At 59.6% G+C, this 18177-nt stretch carries 18 protein-coding genes; 10 read left to right on the top strand and 8 right to left on the bottom strand.

Translation table 11 applies throughout. The features are described 5' to 3' along the window. Positions 1 to 45 precede the first annotated feature (45 nt). From hmgA to K3756_RS03270, 6 genes are read left to right on the top strand one after another with little or no spacing between them, the layout of a single operon-like run. Positions 46 to 1407, top strand: a complete 1362-nt coding sequence (gene hmgA / locus K3756_RS03295; RefSeq protein WP_259990881.1) for a homogentisate 1,2-dioxygenase — start codon at positions 46 to 48, stop codon at positions 1405 to 1407. Beyond that, positions 1404 to 1580 carry a hypothetical protein gene (locus K3756_RS03290; RefSeq protein ID WP_259990878.1) on the top strand — a complete coding sequence of 59 codons (177 nt, stop codon included), beginning with the start codon at positions 1404 to 1406 and terminating at the stop codon, positions 1578 to 1580. The genes hmgA and K3756_RS03290 overlap by 4 nt, the downstream gene beginning before the upstream one ends. 41 nt (positions 1581 to 1621) lie before the next feature. Continuing rightward, positions 1622 to 2875: a fumarylacetoacetase gene (fahA, locus tag K3756_RS03285; protein ID WP_259990877.1), complete on the top strand. Its 1254-nt coding sequence runs from the start codon at positions 1622 to 1624 to the stop codon at positions 2873 to 2875. Positions 2876 to 2915: 40 nt separating this feature from the next. Further along, positions 2916 to 3866 carry an MBL fold metallo-hydrolase gene (locus tag K3756_RS03280; protein WP_259990875.1) on the top strand — a complete coding sequence of 317 codons (951 nt, stop codon included), beginning with the start codon at positions 2916 to 2918 and terminating at the stop codon, positions 3864 to 3866. A gap of 21 nt (positions 3867 to 3887) precedes the next feature. Continuing rightward, entirely contained in the window at positions 3888 to 5516 is a 1629-nt protein-coding gene (locus K3756_RS03275; protein WP_259990873.1) for an FAD-dependent oxidoreductase, read from the top strand. Next, the gene (locus K3756_RS03270; RefSeq protein ID WP_259990871.1) at positions 5510 to 5701 is read left to right on the top strand and encodes a DUF2783 domain-containing protein; all 192 of its coding nucleotides are present in this window, start codon (positions 5510 to 5512) and stop codon (positions 5699 to 5701) included. The genes K3756_RS03275 and K3756_RS03270 overlap by 7 nt, the downstream gene beginning before the upstream one ends. Here the strand turns inward: K3756_RS03270 and K3756_RS03265 are convergent. Next, positions 5698 to 8907 carry a reductive dehalogenase gene (locus tag K3756_RS03265; RefSeq protein WP_259990869.1) on the bottom strand — a complete coding sequence of 1070 codons (3210 nt, stop codon included), beginning with the start codon at positions 8905 to 8907 and terminating at the stop codon, positions 5698 to 5700. The genes K3756_RS03270 and K3756_RS03265 overlap by 4 nt on opposite strands. A 145-nt stretch (positions 8908 to 9052) precedes the next feature. On the opposite strand from K3756_RS03265, the gene K3756_RS03260 reads away from it, so the two are divergent. After that, positions 9053 to 9457 carry an ACT domain-containing protein gene (locus tag K3756_RS03260; protein ID WP_259990867.1) on the top strand — a complete coding sequence of 135 codons (405 nt, stop codon included), beginning with the start codon at positions 9053 to 9055 and terminating at the stop codon, positions 9455 to 9457. Here the strand turns inward: K3756_RS03260 and K3756_RS03255 are convergent. Further along, positions 9454 to 10374 carry a nucleoside hydrolase gene (locus K3756_RS03255; RefSeq protein ID WP_259990865.1) on the bottom strand — a complete coding sequence of 307 codons (921 nt, stop codon included), beginning with the start codon at positions 10372 to 10374 and terminating at the stop codon, positions 9454 to 9456. The two genes, K3756_RS03260 and K3756_RS03255, sit on opposite strands and share 4 nt — an antisense overlap. Before the next feature lie 304 nt (positions 10375 to 10678). Between K3756_RS03255 and K3756_RS03250 the strand changes: the two genes are divergently transcribed. The 3 genes from K3756_RS03250 to K3756_RS03240 all read left to right on the top strand — a co-directional run bounded on the left by K3756_RS03250 (position 10679) and on the right by K3756_RS03240 (position 13804). After that, on the top strand, positions 10679 to 11647 hold the full coding sequence (locus K3756_RS03250) for an ABC transporter substrate-binding protein (protein WP_259990863.1): 969 nt from the start codon (positions 10679 to 10681) through the stop codon (positions 11645 to 11647). A 61-nt stretch (positions 11648 to 11708) separates the two neighbouring features. Then, positions 11709 to 12737 carry a proline/glycine betaine ABC transporter permease gene (locus tag K3756_RS03245; protein ID WP_259990861.1) on the top strand — a complete coding sequence of 343 codons (1029 nt, stop codon included), beginning with the start codon at positions 11709 to 11711 and terminating at the stop codon, positions 12735 to 12737. Between the two features lie 11 nt (positions 12738 to 12748). Then, positions 12749 to 13804: a glycine betaine/L-proline ABC transporter ATP-binding protein gene (locus K3756_RS03240; protein WP_259990858.1), complete on the top strand. Its 1056-nt coding sequence runs from the start codon at positions 12749 to 12751 to the stop codon at positions 13802 to 13804. A gap of 18 nt (positions 13805 to 13822) precedes the next feature. Here the strand turns inward: K3756_RS03240 and K3756_RS03235 are convergent, their stop codons facing one another. The 6 genes from K3756_RS03235 to K3756_RS03210 form a co-directional block, all read right to left on the bottom strand. Beyond that, on the bottom strand, positions 13823 to 14302 hold the full coding sequence (locus K3756_RS03235) for a sterol desaturase family protein (RefSeq protein WP_259990856.1): 480 nt from the start codon (positions 14300 to 14302) through the stop codon (positions 13823 to 13825). Continuing rightward, complete coding sequence (locus tag K3756_RS03230) at positions 14278 to 14493, bottom strand: hypothetical protein (RefSeq protein ID WP_259990854.1); 216 nt, start codon at positions 14491 to 14493, stop codon at positions 14278 to 14280. The genes K3756_RS03235 and K3756_RS03230 overlap by 25 nt, the downstream gene beginning before the upstream one ends. An 18-nt stretch (positions 14494 to 14511) precedes the next feature. Next, positions 14512 to 14838, bottom strand: a complete 327-nt coding sequence (locus K3756_RS03225) for a hypothetical protein (RefSeq protein WP_259990852.1) — start codon at positions 14836 to 14838, stop codon at positions 14512 to 14514. Positions 14839 to 14979: 141 nt separating this feature from the next. Next, positions 14980 to 16254 (bottom strand): ABC transporter permease, encoded by a 1275-nt coding sequence (locus tag K3756_RS03220; RefSeq protein WP_259990850.1) that lies wholly within the window; start codon positions 16252 to 16254, stop codon positions 14980 to 14982. Next, positions 16251 to 17057: a taurine ABC transporter ATP-binding protein gene (locus K3756_RS03215; RefSeq protein WP_259990848.1), complete on the bottom strand. Its 807-nt coding sequence runs from the start codon at positions 17055 to 17057 to the stop codon at positions 16251 to 16253. Before K3756_RS03215 ends, K3756_RS03220 begins: the two co-directional genes overlap by 4 nt. 110 nt (positions 17058 to 17167) lie before the next feature. Next, the gene (locus tag K3756_RS03210; RefSeq protein ID WP_259990847.1) at positions 17168 to 18166 is read right to left on the bottom strand and encodes an ABC transporter substrate-binding protein; all 999 of its coding nucleotides are present in this window, start codon (positions 18164 to 18166) and stop codon (positions 17168 to 17170) included. Positions 18167 to 18177 lie beyond the last annotated feature (11 nt).

Below are 18177 nucleotides of genomic sequence, written 5' to 3'. Positions count from 1 at the left end.
TTTACAACTATTAGCCCTTGTCCGAAGTCGCGCAAAGGAACAGCCATGAACCGTCAGACCACACCGAGCGGGCTGCAATCGGCACCCACACCGGTGGGCACCGTCGAAGGCTACATGCCGGGGTTCGGCAATGATTTCGAAACCGAAGCCTTGCCAGGTGCATTGCCGCAGGGGATGAACAGCCCCCAGAAAGTGAACTACGGTCTTTACGGCGAACAACTTTCGGGCACCGCGTTTACTGCGCCCAGCCACCAGAACGAACGGACGTGGTGCTACCGTATCCGGCCTTCAGTCAAGCATACTCACCGGTTCGAAAAAATCGACCTGCCCTATTGGAAGTCGGCACCGCATGTCGATCCTGACGTTGTATCGCTCGGCCAGTACCGTTGGGACCCCGTGCCGCATTCGGATCGGCCCCTGACCTGGCTGAGCGGCATGCGCACCATGACGACCGCGGGTGACGTCAACACGCAGGTTGGTATGGCCAGCCATATCTATCTTGTGACCGACAGTATGGTGGATTCCTATTTCTACTCCGCTGACAGCGAATTGCTGGTTGTACCACAGGAAGGGCAGCTTCGGTTCGCCACGGAACTGGGCGTCATAGATGTAGAGCCTCAGGAAATCGCGATTATCCCGCGCGGTCTGGTGTACCGTGTCGAAGTGCTCTCCGGTCCGTGCCGCGGATTTGTGTGTGAGAACTACGGCCAGAAGTTTGACCTGCCCGGCCGCGGGCCGATCGGCGCGAACTGCATGGCGAACCCGCGCGATTTCAAAACCCCTGTTGCGGCGTTTGAAGACCGCGACGCGGCGTCGACAGTGACGGTCAAATGGGCCGGGCAATTCCACAGCACCCGCATCGGTCATTCGCCTTTGGACGTTGTGGCGTGGCACGGCAACTACGCCCCCTGCAAATACGATCTGCGGACCTATTGCCCCGTGGGTGCGGTGCTGTTCGACCATCCCGATCCCTCCATCTTCACCGTGCTGACCGCACCCTCCGGCGTGGAGGGGACAGCAAATATCGATTTCGTGCTGTTCCGCGATCGGTGGATGGTGGCCGAAGATACATTCCGCCCCCCGTGGTACCACAAGAACGTCATGTCGGAGCTCATGGGCAACATATTCGGGGTCTACGACGCGAAACCCAAGGGGTTCGTCCCCGGCGGAATGAGCCTGCACAACATGATGCTGCCGCACGGGCCTGACCGGACCGCGTTCGAGGGCGCGTCAAATGCGGACCTGCAGGCGGAGAAGCTGGAAAACACCATGTCCTTCATGTTCGAGACACGGTTTCCCCAGCATCTCACACGGTTTGCCGCGACGGAGGCACCGTTGCAGGATGACTATATCGATTGCTGGGCGGACCTTGAGAAAAAATTCGACGGCACGCCGGGCAAGAAATGATCGAGGTTTTGGGATATATCGCACTGGGCCATCTGGTCTTTATCATCGGTTTCATTTTCTGGGCGTGGTGGCAAAAATTCGTCAACGACAGGCCTGATCGCTATGGCAAGGGGCCGGGACACGATCTGCGTGGCCCCGAACGCGGCCAATGGGACCGCCCGAGCAGAAAATAACAGCAGCCCCGCCACCCAAAAGACCCAACAAAGGAAGCATCGTGACCCTCAGGAAATCTTGGGTAGAAAGCGCAAATGACGTGGCTTGCCCGTTCCCTCTCAACAATCTGCCCTACGGTGTCTTTTCCACCAACCGGCTGGAGCCGCGCTGCGGCGTGGCCATCGGCGATATGATCCTCGATCTGTGTGCTGCAGAGGAAGCAGGGCAGCTGCAACTGGCCGAAGCGCCGGTTTTTGACGTGCCCTACTGGAACGATGTGATGGAACTGGGCCCGGAAGGCTGGCAAATCCTGCGCGACCGGATTGAAGCGTTGCTTGCCGAGGGGTCCACGGATCAGGCAGCAGTCGCCCCCTTGCTCGTGCCGATGCAGGACGCGCGCATGCACATGCCCTTTGTCGTTGCCGAATTCACCGACTTCTATGCAGGCCGGCATCACGCCGAAAATGTCGGCACAATGTTTCGCGGCGCGGACAATGCGCTGCCTGCAAACTGGTTGCATATTCCCATCGGATACAACGGGCGCGCCTCGACGGTCGTTGTGTCTGGCACCGATATTTTGCGCCCGAACGGCCAGACCCGCGCGCCCGACGCGGAAAAACCGTCGTTCGGCCCCTGTGCCCGGCTCGACTTCGAACTCGAACTGGGCGCTATCGTGGGGAGTGCATCGCAAATGGGCGCCCCGGTCAGCGTGGCACAGGCAGACGAGATGATCTTTGGCTATGTTCTTTTGAATGATTGGTCCGCGCGCGACATTCAGGCATGGGAATACCAGCCGCTTGGCCCGTTTCAGGCCAAAGCCTTTGCCACATCGATCAGCCCGTGGATCGTGACACGCGCGGCACTCGAGCCATTCCGCACGCAGGGTCCGGATCGCGACACCCCCCTCCTGCCCTATCTCGAACACTCCGCGCCAATGTTCTACGATATTGATCTGTCGGTTACGCTCCAGACCGAAGACGGCCCAACCTGCACCCTGACACGAACGAACAGCAAAGCGCTCTACTATGCCGCTGCTCAGCAAATTGCGCATCACGCAAGCTCCGGCTGTGCGATGACCCCCGGTGATCTGATCGGCTCGGGCACCATTTCGGGTGCCCAAGTGCACGAACGCGGCAGTATGCTCGAACTCAGCTGGGGCGGTGAGACGCCTGTCGATATTGGCGACGGCCAGACGCGCAGCTTCCTGCTCGACGGTGATACGGTCACATTGCACGGCACTGCCAAGGGCAAAGATTACCAGATCGGGTTTGGCACATGTACCGGCACGATCCGACCCGCACCGATCTTTCCCTGATCGACCATTTTCGCAGATTACCACCAAGACAGGAACACCGATGGCCAAGGCATTCGCATCCCAAGGGGACATGACAGAAAAGACCGTTACGTTTGACGAGATCGGTCGCGGCCTATGGGCCTTTACAGCCGAGGGCGACCCGAACTCCGGCGTGATTATCGGCGATGACAGCGTGATGATCGTCGAGGCGCAGGCAACCCCCCGCTTGGCGAGCAAGGTGATCGAAAAGGTTCGCTCTGTCACAGACAAGCCGATCACGCATCTGGTGCTGACCCACTACCACGCCGTGCGGGTACTGGGCGCGTCGGCCTACGGAGCGGAACAGATCATCATGAGCGACATGGCGCGTGGCATGGTGGAAGAACGCGGCCAGGAGGATTGGGACAGCGAATTTCAACGTTTTCCACGTCTTTTCGAAGGGCACGAAAGCATTCCGGGTCTCACCTACCCCACCACGACCTTCAATGACCGTATGACAGTGTATCTGGGCAACCGGCGTGTCGACCTGATGCATTTGGGCCGTGCGCATACCGCAGGTGATATCGTGATTCACGTCGCCGACGAAAACGTGATGTTCACGGGCGACATCGTGGAAGACCATTCCGCTTGCTACTGCGGGGATGGCTATTTCGGCGAATGGGGTGCCACGCTGGACCGTATCGCGGCCTTCGAAGTGGACGCCGTGGCCCCCGGACGGGGTGGCGCGCTCATCGGACAGGATGCCGTCAACCGCGCGATTGCCAGCACGAGGGACTTCATCGCGTCCACATACGCCCCCGCCGCGCGTGTCGCGGCGCGCGGTGGCACATTGAAAGAAGCGTGGGATGCGGTGCGGCAGGCTTGCGACCCGAAATTTGCCGACTACGCGATCTACGAGCATTGCCTGCCCTTCAATGTGGCCCGCGCCTATGACGAGGCCCGGGGCATCGCCCATCCGCGTATCTGGACAGCCCAGCGCGATCTGGACATGTGGGCGGCCCTGCAAGGGTAAGCCGATCGAGGGGGGCCAACGATGGTCGACATGCGCTACAAGACTGCTTTTACCCTGTATCCCTATCGCAAGGTTGCCGCGCAAACCGGGACCCCGCAGCACCACCGCGTTGTCATTGTCGGCGGTGGCCCGGTTGGACTGGCTCTCGCCTTGGATCTTGGCACACGCGGCACGCCCGCTCTGGTTCTGGACGATCACGAGGGGCCGGGGTTTGGCTCAAAAGCCATTTGCTTTGCCAAGCGGACGCTCGACATCGCGCATCGTCTGGGCGCAGCTGCCCCCATGATCGACAAGGGTGTGGTGTGGAATACCGGGCGTGTTTTTCACAAGGACCACCAGATTTTCGAGTTTGATCTGCAACCCCAACCCGGTCACCGACACCCCGCCTTCATCAACCTGCAACAGCCTTATTTCGAAAAGCATCTGGTCGAGGCGATAGAGCGCGCGCAGGCGAATGGCGCGCCAATAGAAATTCGCGGGCGCAATCGGGTCGTGGCGCTGGACACAACCACGGACGGCGCAACGCTGCAGGTCGAAACGCCTGACGGGACATATGGCCTGACGGCTGATTATGTCGTCGCTTGCGATGGTGCCCGCTCGCCACTGCGCAACATGATGGGGCTGGATTTCGACGGACGGGTGTTCGAGGACAATTTCCTGATCGCGGACGTCAGGATGAAAGCGGATTTTCCAACCGAACGCTGGTTCTGGTTCACCCCGCCGTTCGAAGGCGCGGGCCAGTCGGCATTGCTGCACAAGCAACCCGACGATATCTGGCGAATAGATTTTCAATTGGGATGGGATATTGACCGCGCGCGCGAGCTCGATCCGGACCGCATCCGGCGCCGCGTTGACGCGATGCTTTCGTCACAAACCGGAACCGTGCCTCCCTACACGCTGGAATGGACCTCAATCTACACATTCCAATGCAGGCGCATGCGGAGCTTCCGACACGGGCCGGTTTTCTTTGCTGGCGACAGCGCGCACCAGGTCTCTCCGTTTGGCGCACGCGGAGCGAATTCCGGCGTACAGGACGCCGAGAACCTTGCATGGAAACTCGATCTTGTTGCCAAGGGCGTCGCCGGGCAGCACCTGCTCGACAGCTATGCAACCGAGCGCGAACATGCCGCGGATGAAAACATCCTGAACTCTACGCGGGCGACGGATTTCATGACGCCTAAATCGGATATCTCCGAAGTATTCCGCAATGCCGTGCTGGACCTCGCGGTCACTTACCCCTTCGCGCGGCCCTTGGTCAACTCGGGGCGGCTATCCGTTCCGTGCAGCTATGCCGGGCAGGCTTTGGTTCAGACCGATCTTCTTGACGGTCCTGCAATAACGGCCCCCGGTGCGCCCTGTGTGGACGTGCCTCAGGCGGGCGGCTTTCTGTTGGACCGGCTCGACGGCCGCTTCCACATCTTGGCGGTCGGCTGCCCCGCCGCTGACGTACGCGTCGGAGAGATTTCTGCGTTACCGATTGAGCTTGATCCAAACGATGATTTCGTCAAAGCGCGGTATCTCGGGGCCGCAGCGCAGGCGGTTTATCTGGTTCGGCCGGACCAGCACATCGTCGCGCGCTGGGCCGGCTTTGACGCAGATGCGGTGAAAAAAGCCATCCAGACTGCTATTGCGAGGGGCCCCGAATGCTGAACCTAGACCCGAACATCCCGGACCCAGATGGGTTTTATCAGCGGCTTATCGAAGCGCACGATGGGCTGGACCATGACCAAAGCGTGGCGTTGAATGCGCGGCTGATCCTGATCCTCGCCAATCATATCGGAGATTCTACCGTGCTCGAAGCGGCGCTGGCGGCCGCACGGGGCACGGTCGATTAAAGCGCGATTTCGACAACGCAATCCGGCTTTGCTGCACGGCTTTGGCACAGGATAATGCCTGTCTGACGCTGCGCCCTGGACAGAACGAAATCACGGTGTTCGACTTCCCCGGAAACCAGACCACACCGGCACACACCGCAAATTCCGTCTGCGCATTTCACGTCGACGGCGATACCATTCTCCGCCAGCACATCGGTGGCTGTCTTGTCCGCAGGGACATGCAAATCGCGACCCGACTTTGCCAAGCGAAGCGTGAAGGGATGGTTTTCGTAGTCGGGCGTTTCGGGCACCGAAAAATATTCGAGATGGCGCTGGTCTTCCGGAATGCCTGCCGCCCCGGCCGCGTCCATGACCGCGCTCATATAGCGATCTGCACCGCAGGTGTAGACATGCGAAGCCTTGGGTACGTTGCCCAACGTGCTGGGCAGATCGATGCGGCTGCCTTCGTCTGTGACATGCACGGTGATCTTGTCAGCCCAGGCGAACCGCTCGAGATCGCGCAGATATCCCATCTGCGACCGACTGCGACCGGAATAGTGTAATTCGAAAGAAGCCCCGATTGCATGCAGACGGTGCCCCATCGCGATCATTGGCGTGATCCCGATCCCGCCCCCCATAAGCACCGTGTGAGCCGCGTCTTCCACCAACGGGAAATGGTTGATCGGACGCGAGATAAACACTTTGCGACCTTCGGTGAAAATGCGGTGCAACAGCTGCGATCCTCCGCGCCCCGCGGGTTCGCGCAACACACCGATCTGATAGCGGCTGCGGTCTGCCGGATCACCCGACATCGAGTATTGGCGCAGATATTCAGGCGCCACCACGATATCGAGATGCGCCCCAGCGGACCATTGCGGCAAATCCGACCCGTCCAGTGCGGCGAATTCGAACTTAGTGATGTCGTCGCACATCCGCTCTGCCCGCGTGATCTCCACCTGAATGACGGGGCTGTCGGACGCATCCGGCGCATAGACATGTGCGGGTGTCTCTCCGCGGTCCGCACGGGCGCGATATTCTTCTGCGGTGATCATGGCCTGATAGGCCTCGATCCCTGCCTCGCGGTCCATCGCGAACGGATAGGGATACGGCGGCGGCGCGAGGTTTGCAGGGTAGACAGCAAGCGTCTGATCCTCGTATTTCAGATCGAGATCCCGTTGCAGACTGCGCGCGTTGACCGGCGTCGTCGCGGGCCGGTATGCGCCATCGTCCTGCACCTCCAGATCCCACCACCACTTCTTCACGGGGTTGAGCCCCCCATTGCCCACCGCATCGTCCAGTCTGGCCAGCGCAGGCGCCAGTGCAGGCACATTCATCGCCGCCCAGCGAAATGGCGCCTCCTTGAATATACCCTCCAGATTCCACGGACAGGTTTTCATGCATCTGCCGCACATCGACCCACCGGGCGTGGTGATCCGGTACGTGGCGCATTTCTGGCTATCGGATTTCCAGATCTCGTAGCCGTTGAACATCAGCTTAGGCCCGGCCGTGATCGCGCCCGACGGGCATTCACGTGCGCATTTGTTGCAGGCCTCGCAGAATTTTTGCAGACCAAAATCGATAGGTTTGTCATGCGCCAGCGGCAGATCGGTGGTCACCACGCCGGATTTCAGACGCGGACCGAGATAGGGATTGAGGATGACCTCACCGATACGGCTGACCTCACCCAAACCGCTAAGCAACAACAGCGGTGGCTGCAGGACCTCGCCGTCCATCACGGTATGGGCCTTTGCCTTGTACCCCAGATTACGGATCTGTTGAGCGACCACACCTCCGATCAGCGAAAACCGCAGGTAGGCGCGCATGGATTGCGCCACCGAAATCCAGTCGTCACCCGAAGCGCCTTCCATCGTCTCGTATCCCTGATCGATGATCATGCTGACCGCCTGATCGTGCGGCGGCTCGATCGGGGTGCCTTCGGCATCATGGCTGTACCATGTCCAGTCCGGGCAGGCCGATATACCGACCGCATCCGCACCAAGCCAATATGACGTCGCCTTGACCAGATCAGCAGCGGTTTCCGGGTCAATCTCTTGACGGCTTGCGGCGGGTTCGCCGTCTTGCAACAGCAAGAACGCGCCGAGCGCGCGGCGTTGCGCCATCGACGGTGCCGCCTTGCGCACGTAATGCCCGCCCTTGGCACCGTCCTGCACGTTTTTGCCCAGATCGCCGAACTGCGCGCGCGCGAACATGTCGGCCCGCTTGGGAACACGGGCGACGTTCGGCGCATCAATGTATGTGGTCGGGCTGTCCACCCGTTTCAGCCGTTCGAAAGGATGCGCCCCATCGCGGAACCGCCGCGTCGCATAGGGCAACGCATTCATCGCATTCTTCGCAAAACCGATCCCGAGCTTCCAGGCCGCACCGAAAGCAGACGCTGGTTGCTCGGCAATCGGGCGCAAGGGCCTGTCAACCGCCATAGGAAAATCCGTTGTCACCACGGCGAGGCCAAACCGCGTGCCGATATAGGGATGGCGCAAGCCGTCTTGCTCTGCCACGGTCAGACCGGCTTGGACCGACAACCGCCCCATATCCACATCGCTGCTGCTCGCGGTGTGCGCCCGCGCGCCGTATCCCAGAAGCCGCAAATATCCCGCCAGCACCACAGCGGTTTCCGATGCCAACAGGGCGGCACGGTGGCTCTGCGCACCTTGGATCCAGTCGCACCCGGGCTCTTGCCGGTCTGGCTCTCGCGGATTTTCGTACAGGAAAACCAACGCGTGGCTATGCCCGGACACCGGCGCATGCACGGTTCCGATCGCATCGCGCAAATCGGCCATGATGCCGTCAATCCCGGACGCGAGCGTTTTGGTCTGCCCCTGCGCCAGCCGCCGCCCCAGATCATCGACATCTGCATTGCGGAACGGCGGATCCAGAATTTCGGTCGGGTTCAAAGCACAAATCCCGACACCTGCCGCATCGCAGAAGTAGCCAAAAGCCTTCAGATGATCGGAACGGGTCTGCAGGTCCGTCGGCGCGCCGGCCACGCTTGGATTGATGACACCGTCGCGGATTGCGTCCAGCGTTGCCTGATGGTTTCGCATAGCGTTGAGAATGGAGTAAGGATCATCCGCGTGTGAGAACTGCAACTGCTCTTGCCGGGGCACAGTATCCAGACCGGCTGCCACATCGCACCGCGCCAGCCGCTCAACGGGATACGCGCCCATGTGAACGGGTCGGTTCTTGTCGGAAAAAATGCGTTTGGGCATCGCGGGACTTCTTCGTTACTGGTGCTCAGCAGACATATACTGCGGGGGGGCTGGCGACCATCCTTGCTCAACCTGTGGTCACAAGATTGACCTGAGTGCCAAGGGGCCGCACGAACACCGCATGACCGGCAAGGGAGACCCGCAAATGTCAGGCGAACACGATCTCGATACGCTTTTGGCAACCATGACGGCCAAGCTCGCCCCGGAAACCTATGTTTTCGTTACGCTTGCCCCGGATGCTGTTCCAGCGGGCATCACCCCCCGCATGATGTTCAACGAAGCCGAAGGCGTGACGCTGATCCTTACGCGCGACACGGCTGAGCACGCAGGGCTTGAGTGGGAGTTTGCCTGCCGGATGATAACGCTCGACGTGCATTCCGCTCTCGAAGCCGTCGGTTTCATCGCCCGCGTCGCAAGCGCATTGGCGGCGGCCGGAATGGGGGTGAACCCGGTTTCGGGTTTTTACCACGATCACCTGTTTGTCCCAGACGGGCGACAGGACGACGCGCTTGCCGTTATCGCGCGCATCGCCTCAGAGGCCCGCGCCTAAGCGTTGCGCGCGACCGTTTCCTTGTACTTGGCCAGAACCGCGTCCACGTCGACACCGACACAGACGTGGCATTCTCGCCCCTCGCCCTGACGGCGCACCATGCCTCCGATGGCGTCACCCTCGGTGACGACAGAAAGACGGTGCGCCTCCATTTTAAACAACTCCGGGCTTTCGCTGGCAATCAATGCGGCCGGGTCGTGTAGATAGCATTGGTAGCTGCCTGTCACGGTCTCATAGAACCGCATATAGAATTGACCGATCTCGCGCAGAAAATCGCCGGCTTTGGGGGCTTTCTGGGCCAAGGCATCAAAGTCCTTTTGCCAGAACGAGATCTTGGTGGTGACGTCGAGCCCGACAATCACCACACGTCCGCCGCCCGGTGCATTCAACACGATGTCGGCGGCGTGCGGATCATTCCAGAAATTTGCCTCTGCATGTGCCGTGACGTTGCCACCCGCATCCAGTGAACCGCCCATGATGACCAGCTCCTTGAGGTTTTCCACGAAGTGCGGATCCTGCTGCACGGCCAGCGCCACGTTCGTGAGCGGCCCGATGGCGCAGAGCGTGTACACGCCGGGATTTTCACGGGCCGCACGCACGAGGTAGTCGGCAGCGGCCTCTGCTTGGGGCGTGGCCTCGAATGCGCCCAGATCGACGTCTCCGAACCCGCGGGCGCCGTGCACATGCGCACTGGGCTCATTTGCCTCAATATGTAACGGGGCCTTTGCCCCGCGGTAAACTTGCGCATCCGATCCGGTCGTCTGCGCCAGCCACAGAGCATTGCGGGTTGCATCCTCGACCGTGACATTGCCGAATATCGCCGTCATCGCGACGAGATCGATGGCGTCGTTGGCATGGGCGTAAAAATAGGTCATTGCGTCATCAACGCCGGGATCGGTATCCAGGATCAGCTTCATGGCGGGGTCCTTTTTTTGGTATCGCTCGTTTTACGGCTTTGCCGGATAAAGGCGCCTTCTTACGCCACCACGGCGACAAATGACCAGCGCGAAACCGCATTTCCACGGGTCAGCCGACGCGCAGGCATCTTAGCGCAAATTTGAGACCGCCAGTCTTGCTACTCAAATTTCGTGATTGTGATCAAAGTGTCGCTTTTGACAACTGGATGTCGTTTTCCGCTCGTAAATCCGGAGCAGACGTGTTTCCTTTGGCGGCACAAACCCGCCGGTACGTAAACGGGCGGGGCCAATAGGGAGTACTACAATGAAAATGTTTCTGACCGGCGCGGTTGCAGCCGCAACGGTGACACTTGGCGCGAACGCAGCTTATGCGGACTGCGGCGATGTTTCGATCACCGAAATGGATTGGGCATCCTCCGCCGTTGTGACCGCGGTCGCGACGTTCCTGATGGAACAGGGATACGGTTGCTCGGTGCAAAAAGTCCCAAGCTCGACCGTCCCGGCGCTCACCTCGCTGGCCGAAACCGGCGAGCCTGACATTCTGACCGAAGTCTGGGCAAATTCGACCCCGTCATACGAGCCCCTGTTGGCCGATGGCAAACTGGTCGAGCTGGGCAATGTCCTGTCCGACGGCGGTGTCGAAGCGTGGTGGATCCCTGCGTATCTGGCCGAAAGCAACCCCGAACTGACGACATGGGAAGGCATCATGGCCAACCCCGCGGCGGTTGGTGGCAAGTTCCACGATTGCCCATCGGGCTGGGCTTGCGACATCATCAACAACAACAACCTCACGGCGCTTGATATCGACGGCTCCGGTCTCGAGCGGTTCCAGCACGGTTCGGGCGAAACGCTTCAGACATCTATCGCCGCCGCATACGATGAAAAGAAGCCATGGTTCGGCTATTACTGGGCGCCTACGGCCGTTCTGGGCAAATACCCGATGGTACAGGTCAAAGTCGCCGAATTTGACGCGGACGCCCATGCCTGTAATGGCGATGTCGATTGCGCAGACCCTAAGGTTTCGGCCTACCCTGCATCCAAGGTCGTCACAGCAGCGTCGGCAGCATTCGTGGAAGGCAATCCCGAAGTGGCCGAGCTGATGAAGAACGTCTCCTTCACCAACGCCCAGATGGGCGAGGTGCTGGCGTGGCGTCTGGACAACAACGCCTCCTACGACGAGGCGGCCGTGTATTTCCTGACCAACTACAAAGATACATGGGCCGACTGGCTGAACGATGACGCCAAGGCAAAACTGGCCGCAATCCTGAACTAACCAAAAACAAGAACTGCCCCTCCGCCATCCGGTCGGAGGGGTTTTTACGAGGAGTGGGGCGATGGCCTTTTACGACGGGGTATTCAAGGCACTCGGGCTGAGTGAATGGTGCGAAGGTGGTGCGTCCGATGCGCCCATGTCCATGGCCGATCTGCTGGCCCAAAACAGCGGGACAGCGCAGGAAGGGCCGTTCTTTCCATTTCCGTCCCTCGATAACCTGAGCGAAAGCTGCGCGGGCATCATCCAGTCCCGCGACGTGACCAAAGGCATCGAAGAAGGGTTTCTGGCCGCAAAGCCCGCTCTTAAATCGGTTCTCGACCCGATCACACAGCCACTCAGCTGGTTGCTTGACGGCGCGCTCTGGACCTTCAGCGCTGTGCCGTGGTTCGTGATGATCCCGATCCTCGTGGCGATCGCGTGGTATGCCTCGCGGTCCGTCGGCGTCACGATATTTGTCGCCTTTTCCATCATGTTGCTGGGGCTCGTCGATCACTACGACGTGGCGATGCAAACCCTCTCGATCATTTTTGTCTGCACAGGGATATCGGTCGCACTTGGCGTGCCCATCGGTATTGCCATGTCGAAGTCCAACAGGCTTCAAAAAAGCGTCGTTCCCATTCTCGACCTTCTGCAGACGCTGCCGACCTTCGTGTATCTCATTCCCTTGATTTTCCTGTTTTCGGTGACCGAATCCAAACTCTACGGCATCGCGATCATTCTCTATGCAATCGTGCCGGTCATCCGGTTGACCGACCTTGGCATCAGGCTCGTCGATCAGGACGTGATCGAGGCCGCAAATGCGTTTGGCATGACATCGCGCCAGAAACTGATGGGCGTCGAGCTGCCCCTTGCGCTGCCCAACATCATGGCGGGGATCAATCAGACGATCATGATGTCCCTTGCCATGGTTGTGATTGCATCGCTGGTTTCGGCACCCGGTCTGGGCGTCAACGTCCTGCGCGGTATCCGCAATCTCGAACTGGGCGTCGGCATTGTTGCGGGCATTGGCATCGTGCTGCTGGCCGTGATCCTTGACCGCGTGTCCAAAGCCGCGCTGACCCGGGTCGACATGACTCGCATCAAACACTGAAGGCCCCCGAAATGACCAAAGAACCCAAAGTCAGCCTGCGCGGCCTCTACAAGATTTTCGGACCGCGCGCCGCCGATGTGCTGACCCACGTCCGCAACGGCACGTCCAAGGACGACCTGTTGGCAAAACACGCCCACGTGCTGGGCCTGCAAGACATCAACGTCGATATGCAGGCCGGCGAGATTACGGTGGTCATGGGGCTGTCGGGCTCGGGCAAGTCAACGCTTATCCGGCACCTTAACCGGTTGATCGATCCGACCGCGGGCGAAATCTGGGTCGACGGCGAAGATGTCATGAAGCTGTCGGAGAATGGCCTGCGCGATTTGCGTCAGGGCAAGATGTCGATGGTCTTCCAGAAATTCGCGCTCCTGCCGCACAGGACCGTACTGCAGAACGCGGCGATGGCGCTGGCCGTCCGCGGCGTTGACGAAGCCACCCGCAACGCCGAAGCGACCAAATGGCTGGCCCGCGTCGGGCTGCAAGGCTACGAAGACAGGTACCCCGCGCAGCTGTCGGGCGGCATGCAGCAGCGTGTGGGCATCGCGCGGGCCCTGACCGCGAACACGGACATCATGCTCATGGACGAGGCGTTCTCGGCGCTTGATCCGCTCATCCGGACCGACATGCAGAACCTTCTGCTCGAGCTTCAGGACGAGCTACAGAAAACCATCATCTTCATCACGCACGACCTCGACGAAGCGCTCAAGCTTGCCGATCATCTGGTGATCCTGAAGGACGGTGCCGTGATCCAGCAAGGCGAGCCGCAAGGCATCCTGATGCACCCGACCGATCCCTACATCGAGGATTTCGTCAGCGACATCAATCGGGCCCGCGTGTTGCGCGTGAAGTCGGTCATGGAGCCCCTGAGCGGCAGCGAATTTGCAGGCGACGTGGATATCCGCGACAACCTTGAATCGCTCATTGCCCGTTCGGGCGGGGATACCACCCTGCACTACCGCGTGCTGCAAGGCGACACGCCGGTGGGCGAACTGCATATGCGCGATCTGGTCAAGGCGTTGGTTCCGCGCCTGTCCTCGGCGGGCAGCGAAGGCGAAAACCTCCGCTGAACGCTCGCTATCGCGCATTCACTTGTTGGCGTAGAGCCGCTTTTTGCGCGCCCTGATCCGCGTCGTTGCTTCTGGCGTGCCATCGTGGAAGCTGCCGAACCACCGGTCCAACGGCATCTCCTCGGACCCGTAGTTGCACTCGAAATACCGGTGGTGCAACTGGTGATGGAACGAGCCTGCCTTGATCGTCTCTCGCCCTGCGACCAGCAGCTTGTCAAAACCCGCATGGGAATAAAGCGCGCCCAGGCTGAGCGAAAACATGTGAAAGATCACGTGTACCGGATGCGAAGGCAGCACAAAATGGATCAGGATCCCCGAAAAATAAAGCACCAGTTCGACCGGATGCATCGACAGCCCTGACCAGGGGCCCGTGTTGATGTTGCGGTGATGTACGTGGTGAACCCGCTTGAATATCGCGGGTCGGTGTATCAATCGGTGGATCCAGTAGAAGTGGAACGACTGCCAGAAGCGGATCACGAAGAAGAACGCGCAAACCACACCGGCGACGCCGAAACACTGTCGAGCTTTGGTATCCAGCCATTTGCCGCCAAATGGAAATACGCCACCACCCAGGCGGTCCAGATCGGCGCGCCCCAGACAAGGGACCAATAGACGTTGTCCCAGACCTGATTGCCGAATTTGAAACGCGCGCTTTTCTCCATCGGGCGCACATCGAATTTCAACCGCATGTCCTGACCCGCAAAGCGTTACAGATAGAGGTGCAGGGACGTTCCCAATAAAACCGCTGCGCCCATGTTGATGCCGTAAATCTGCAAGACCCAACTCACCTGCAAATCCTGCATCTGCGTCATGGACGGCCACAAGAAGAGGTAGGCAAGTGTGGCAAAAATCATGTGGCTGACCGGCGGGGACAGTTTGGTCCAGGTCCCGATCAACCATCGCGCGGCCGCGGCAGGCTGTGGCGGCACGTCAAATACCGGCGACATGCTGATCGGCAATGCGGGATGCCAGTTCCACTCTCGCGACTTGCCTGCCGGAATTTGATCCGCCGCCGTGTCTGACGTCTGCAACATTTGAGTGATCCCAAAAGTTCTGAATTATAAAACTGATGTTTTATTTTATGAGGCGCGATCCCGCCGCGTCAACTCTTGTGCAAAACGAAAAAGGCCCCCGAGGGGGCCTTAGCTCATTGTCGTGTAGAAGGCTTTGCGGAATTACCCTTTGCCTTTCCAAGGCACCAGCAACCGCTCCGCCCAGCGCATCAGCATGTCGATGCCAAAACCGATGACACCAATCAGGATGATCCCCAGAATAACGATGTCGGTATTCTGGAAGCGGGATGCGACCATGATCATCATACCAGCCCCCTGCTCGGCCGCGACAAGCTCGGCGGCCACAACAGTACCCCAGCAGACCCCCATCGCGACACGCGCACCGGTAAAGATTTCGGGCAGCGAATTGGGCACGATCACATGGCGCATGATTTGCCACTTGCTTGCGCCCAGCGAGTAGGCCGCGTGCACCTTGGAGATATTGACACCCGAAACCCCGGACCGTGCCGCAATCGCCATGATCCACAAGGCCGCCAGAAACAGCAGGATAATCTTGCCGCTTTCGCCGATCCCGAACCAGATGATCACAAGCGGGATCAAAGCAAGCGGTGGCACGGGGCGCATGAATTCGACGATTGGATCAAACCAGCCACGGAACCAGTTGCTCAGCCCCATCGCGTATCCCAACGGAATGCCGACAAGTGCGCCAAGCAGGAACCCTGCGACCACGCGGAACAGCGAATAGCCCAAGTGTTCGATCAACGTGAAGCCGCGGAAACCCTCGTTCAGCACTTTGAAGGTCCGGCTCAGCACAGTCTCCGGAGGTGGCAGATACAAGGGCTCCATCTGCCATCCACGGCTCGGCGCAAAGTTCGGTGTTCCCTTGTCGGACAATGTTACCGAACCGCTGTCAATCTTGACCGTCTGGCCACGTGCAATCGGCTGGCCATTGATGGCGACAACTTCGGCTCCGTCCGCTTTCTTGATCTCATCGTTGCTGTCCACACGAATGAGCCCCGTCCGCCATTGGGCAATCGCGGCGGAATCGTTCTTGGCAAAACCCTCTCCGGGATCGACCTCGGGCGCATCGACTTCTTCTTCACGCGGATAGACGACCACAGTCACGGTCGCATCGTCCCGCGCGCCATTTGCTTCGGCGGTGTAGGTGAATTCGGCCGTGCCGACGAACGGCGCGGGCGCATGCATAAAGCTGAACAGCCATGACGATCCGGTGAACATGCCCCAGATCAGGAAAAGAGTCAGAATAGAGATGATACCGGCCCAGCGGTTTGGCCGCACGGCACTTTCATCCCCGAACGTCACTGTCTTGAGTGACGTGTAATCCTTCACGGTCGCACGGTGGATCACTTTGGTGACAATGAAATAGGCCGCGACAAAGATGCCGACATAGATGGCGAGTACGAAAAGACCGGTCACGCTGCGTCCTCCGTCCGGCCCATGATTTCCTCTTCCATATCCCAGATCATCGAGAGGATCTCGTCGCGTTTTTCACCGAATTCGGGGTGCTTCTTCACTTCGCGCAAATCGGCATCAACGCCCATCTCGGCAAATGGCAGGCGGTATTCCTTGTGAATACGCCCCGGACGCGGCGCCATCACAATCAGCCTTTCGCCCAGCAACAAGGCCTCTTCGACGGAGTGGGTAATCAGAATGATCGTCTTGCCGGTTTCCTTCCAGAGCTTCAGCACAAGGCTTTGCATCTTTTCGCGTGTCAGCGCATCCAGAGCGCCCAGCGGTTCGTCCATCAAGATGACATCAGGCTCATTGGCCAGACACCGTGCAAGGGCCACGCGCTGCTGCATGCCACCGGACAATTCGTAAATCGCCTTTTCCTTGAAGTCCTGAAGGCCCACGACATCAAGCAGGTGGTCGACAATCTGCGCCTTCTCGCGCTTGGGCATCCCCTTCATCGACGGGCCAAAACCTACGTTGTCGCGCACGGACATCCATTCGAAAAGGGCGCCCTTCTGGAACACCATGCCGCGTTCGGCATCGGGTCCGGTGATCTCATGGTCATTCAGGATCAGCTTGCCACTCGTCTGGGCCAAGAAGCCCGCAACGATATTGAGCAGCGTGGTCTTACCGCAGCCCGATGGCCCCAGAACACTCATCAGCTCTCCCGGTTTGATATCCAGCGAGACGTTTTCAAGCGCCTGCACCGATGAGCCGTTTGGCAAATCAAACCGCATTGAAATTTCTTGTAGCGAAAGCCCGGACATCGGTTCCCCTTACGTATGTCACGAAATGATGTGAACCGCCTTCGCGCCCCTGCGCGGCGCCCGGTTCAGAGGTGACCGGCGCGAAGCATGCTCCGCGCCGGTCCTGTTGCTTACATGTTCGAAGCAGCTTCCAGCGGACCGGTGTTGATCGCACCTTCGTAGCTGTCGAGCGCGCTGTCGATGGAACCCGCTTCCACAAAGACGTCAGCCACACCTTTCATGAAGGGAGCCGCTGCACCGCCGAACCATTTGTCGGACAGCTGTTCTTCGATGGATGGGAATTTCATGGTCGAAATCGCGCCTTTGGCGGCCTCAACGTCCATACCCGCTTGCTCGGCAATCGTGGCCATCATTTCGTCGCTCGGATCTGCGGCCCACGCGGCGTTCGCGTCAGCTGTGACCTTGAGGAACTTGGCAACAACATCACCGTTTTCCGCGATGAAATCGGCAGGTGCGGATGTCACGTCAAACACCAGGATGCCCAGGTCTTCTTTCTCGGAACCGGTCAGCAGCACATTGCCGTATTCTTTCATCGACGTCAGACCACCACCGTAGCCGCACGCGAAATCGACAGCTTTCTGGCCCAGCGCGTTCGCGCCTTCTGGCGGAGGCATGTCAACGATCGACAGGCTGTCGAGCGGGATGCCGAAATGGTCCATCTGGCGCAGGAAACCGTAGTGCGCGGCTGTGCCCAGAGGCACGGCGACTTTCTTGCCTGCCAATTCGCCGGCGCTGTCCTTGTCGACTTCCAGATCCGCGTGCACCACGCAGTTGTCGTTGTCGGAATAGCTGACGGCCACGTCAACAACCTGAATGTCCTGACCACCGGAGGCCGCGACCACGAAGGGCGGCACACCTTGCGACAGCGAAATCTGAACGTCGCCGGACGCCATCGCGGCGGACATTGCTGTACCTGTTTCGAAGGAAACCCAGTTGACCTTCATGCCCAGCGCTTCGTCATAAGCGCCGGACGCTTTGGCGGCCATCATGGGCATGGGCCATTCGAGGAAATAGCCGACGGTCAATTCGCCGTGGCCGTCCGCGAACGCCGATGTTGCCGTCATGGCTGCAACCGCGCCGGCGATAAAGCCGAGTGTTGATTTTTTCATTTCTTTCTCCC

It is taken from the genome of Sulfitobacter sp. S190 (genome assembly GCF_025141935.1).
In the GTDB taxonomy this organism is placed as follows: Bacteria; Pseudomonadota; Alphaproteobacteria; order Rhodobacterales; family Rhodobacteraceae; genus Sulfitobacter.
Note: the sequence above shows the minus strand (reverse complement) of the source record. Positions and strands in the feature narration are given on the sequence as shown.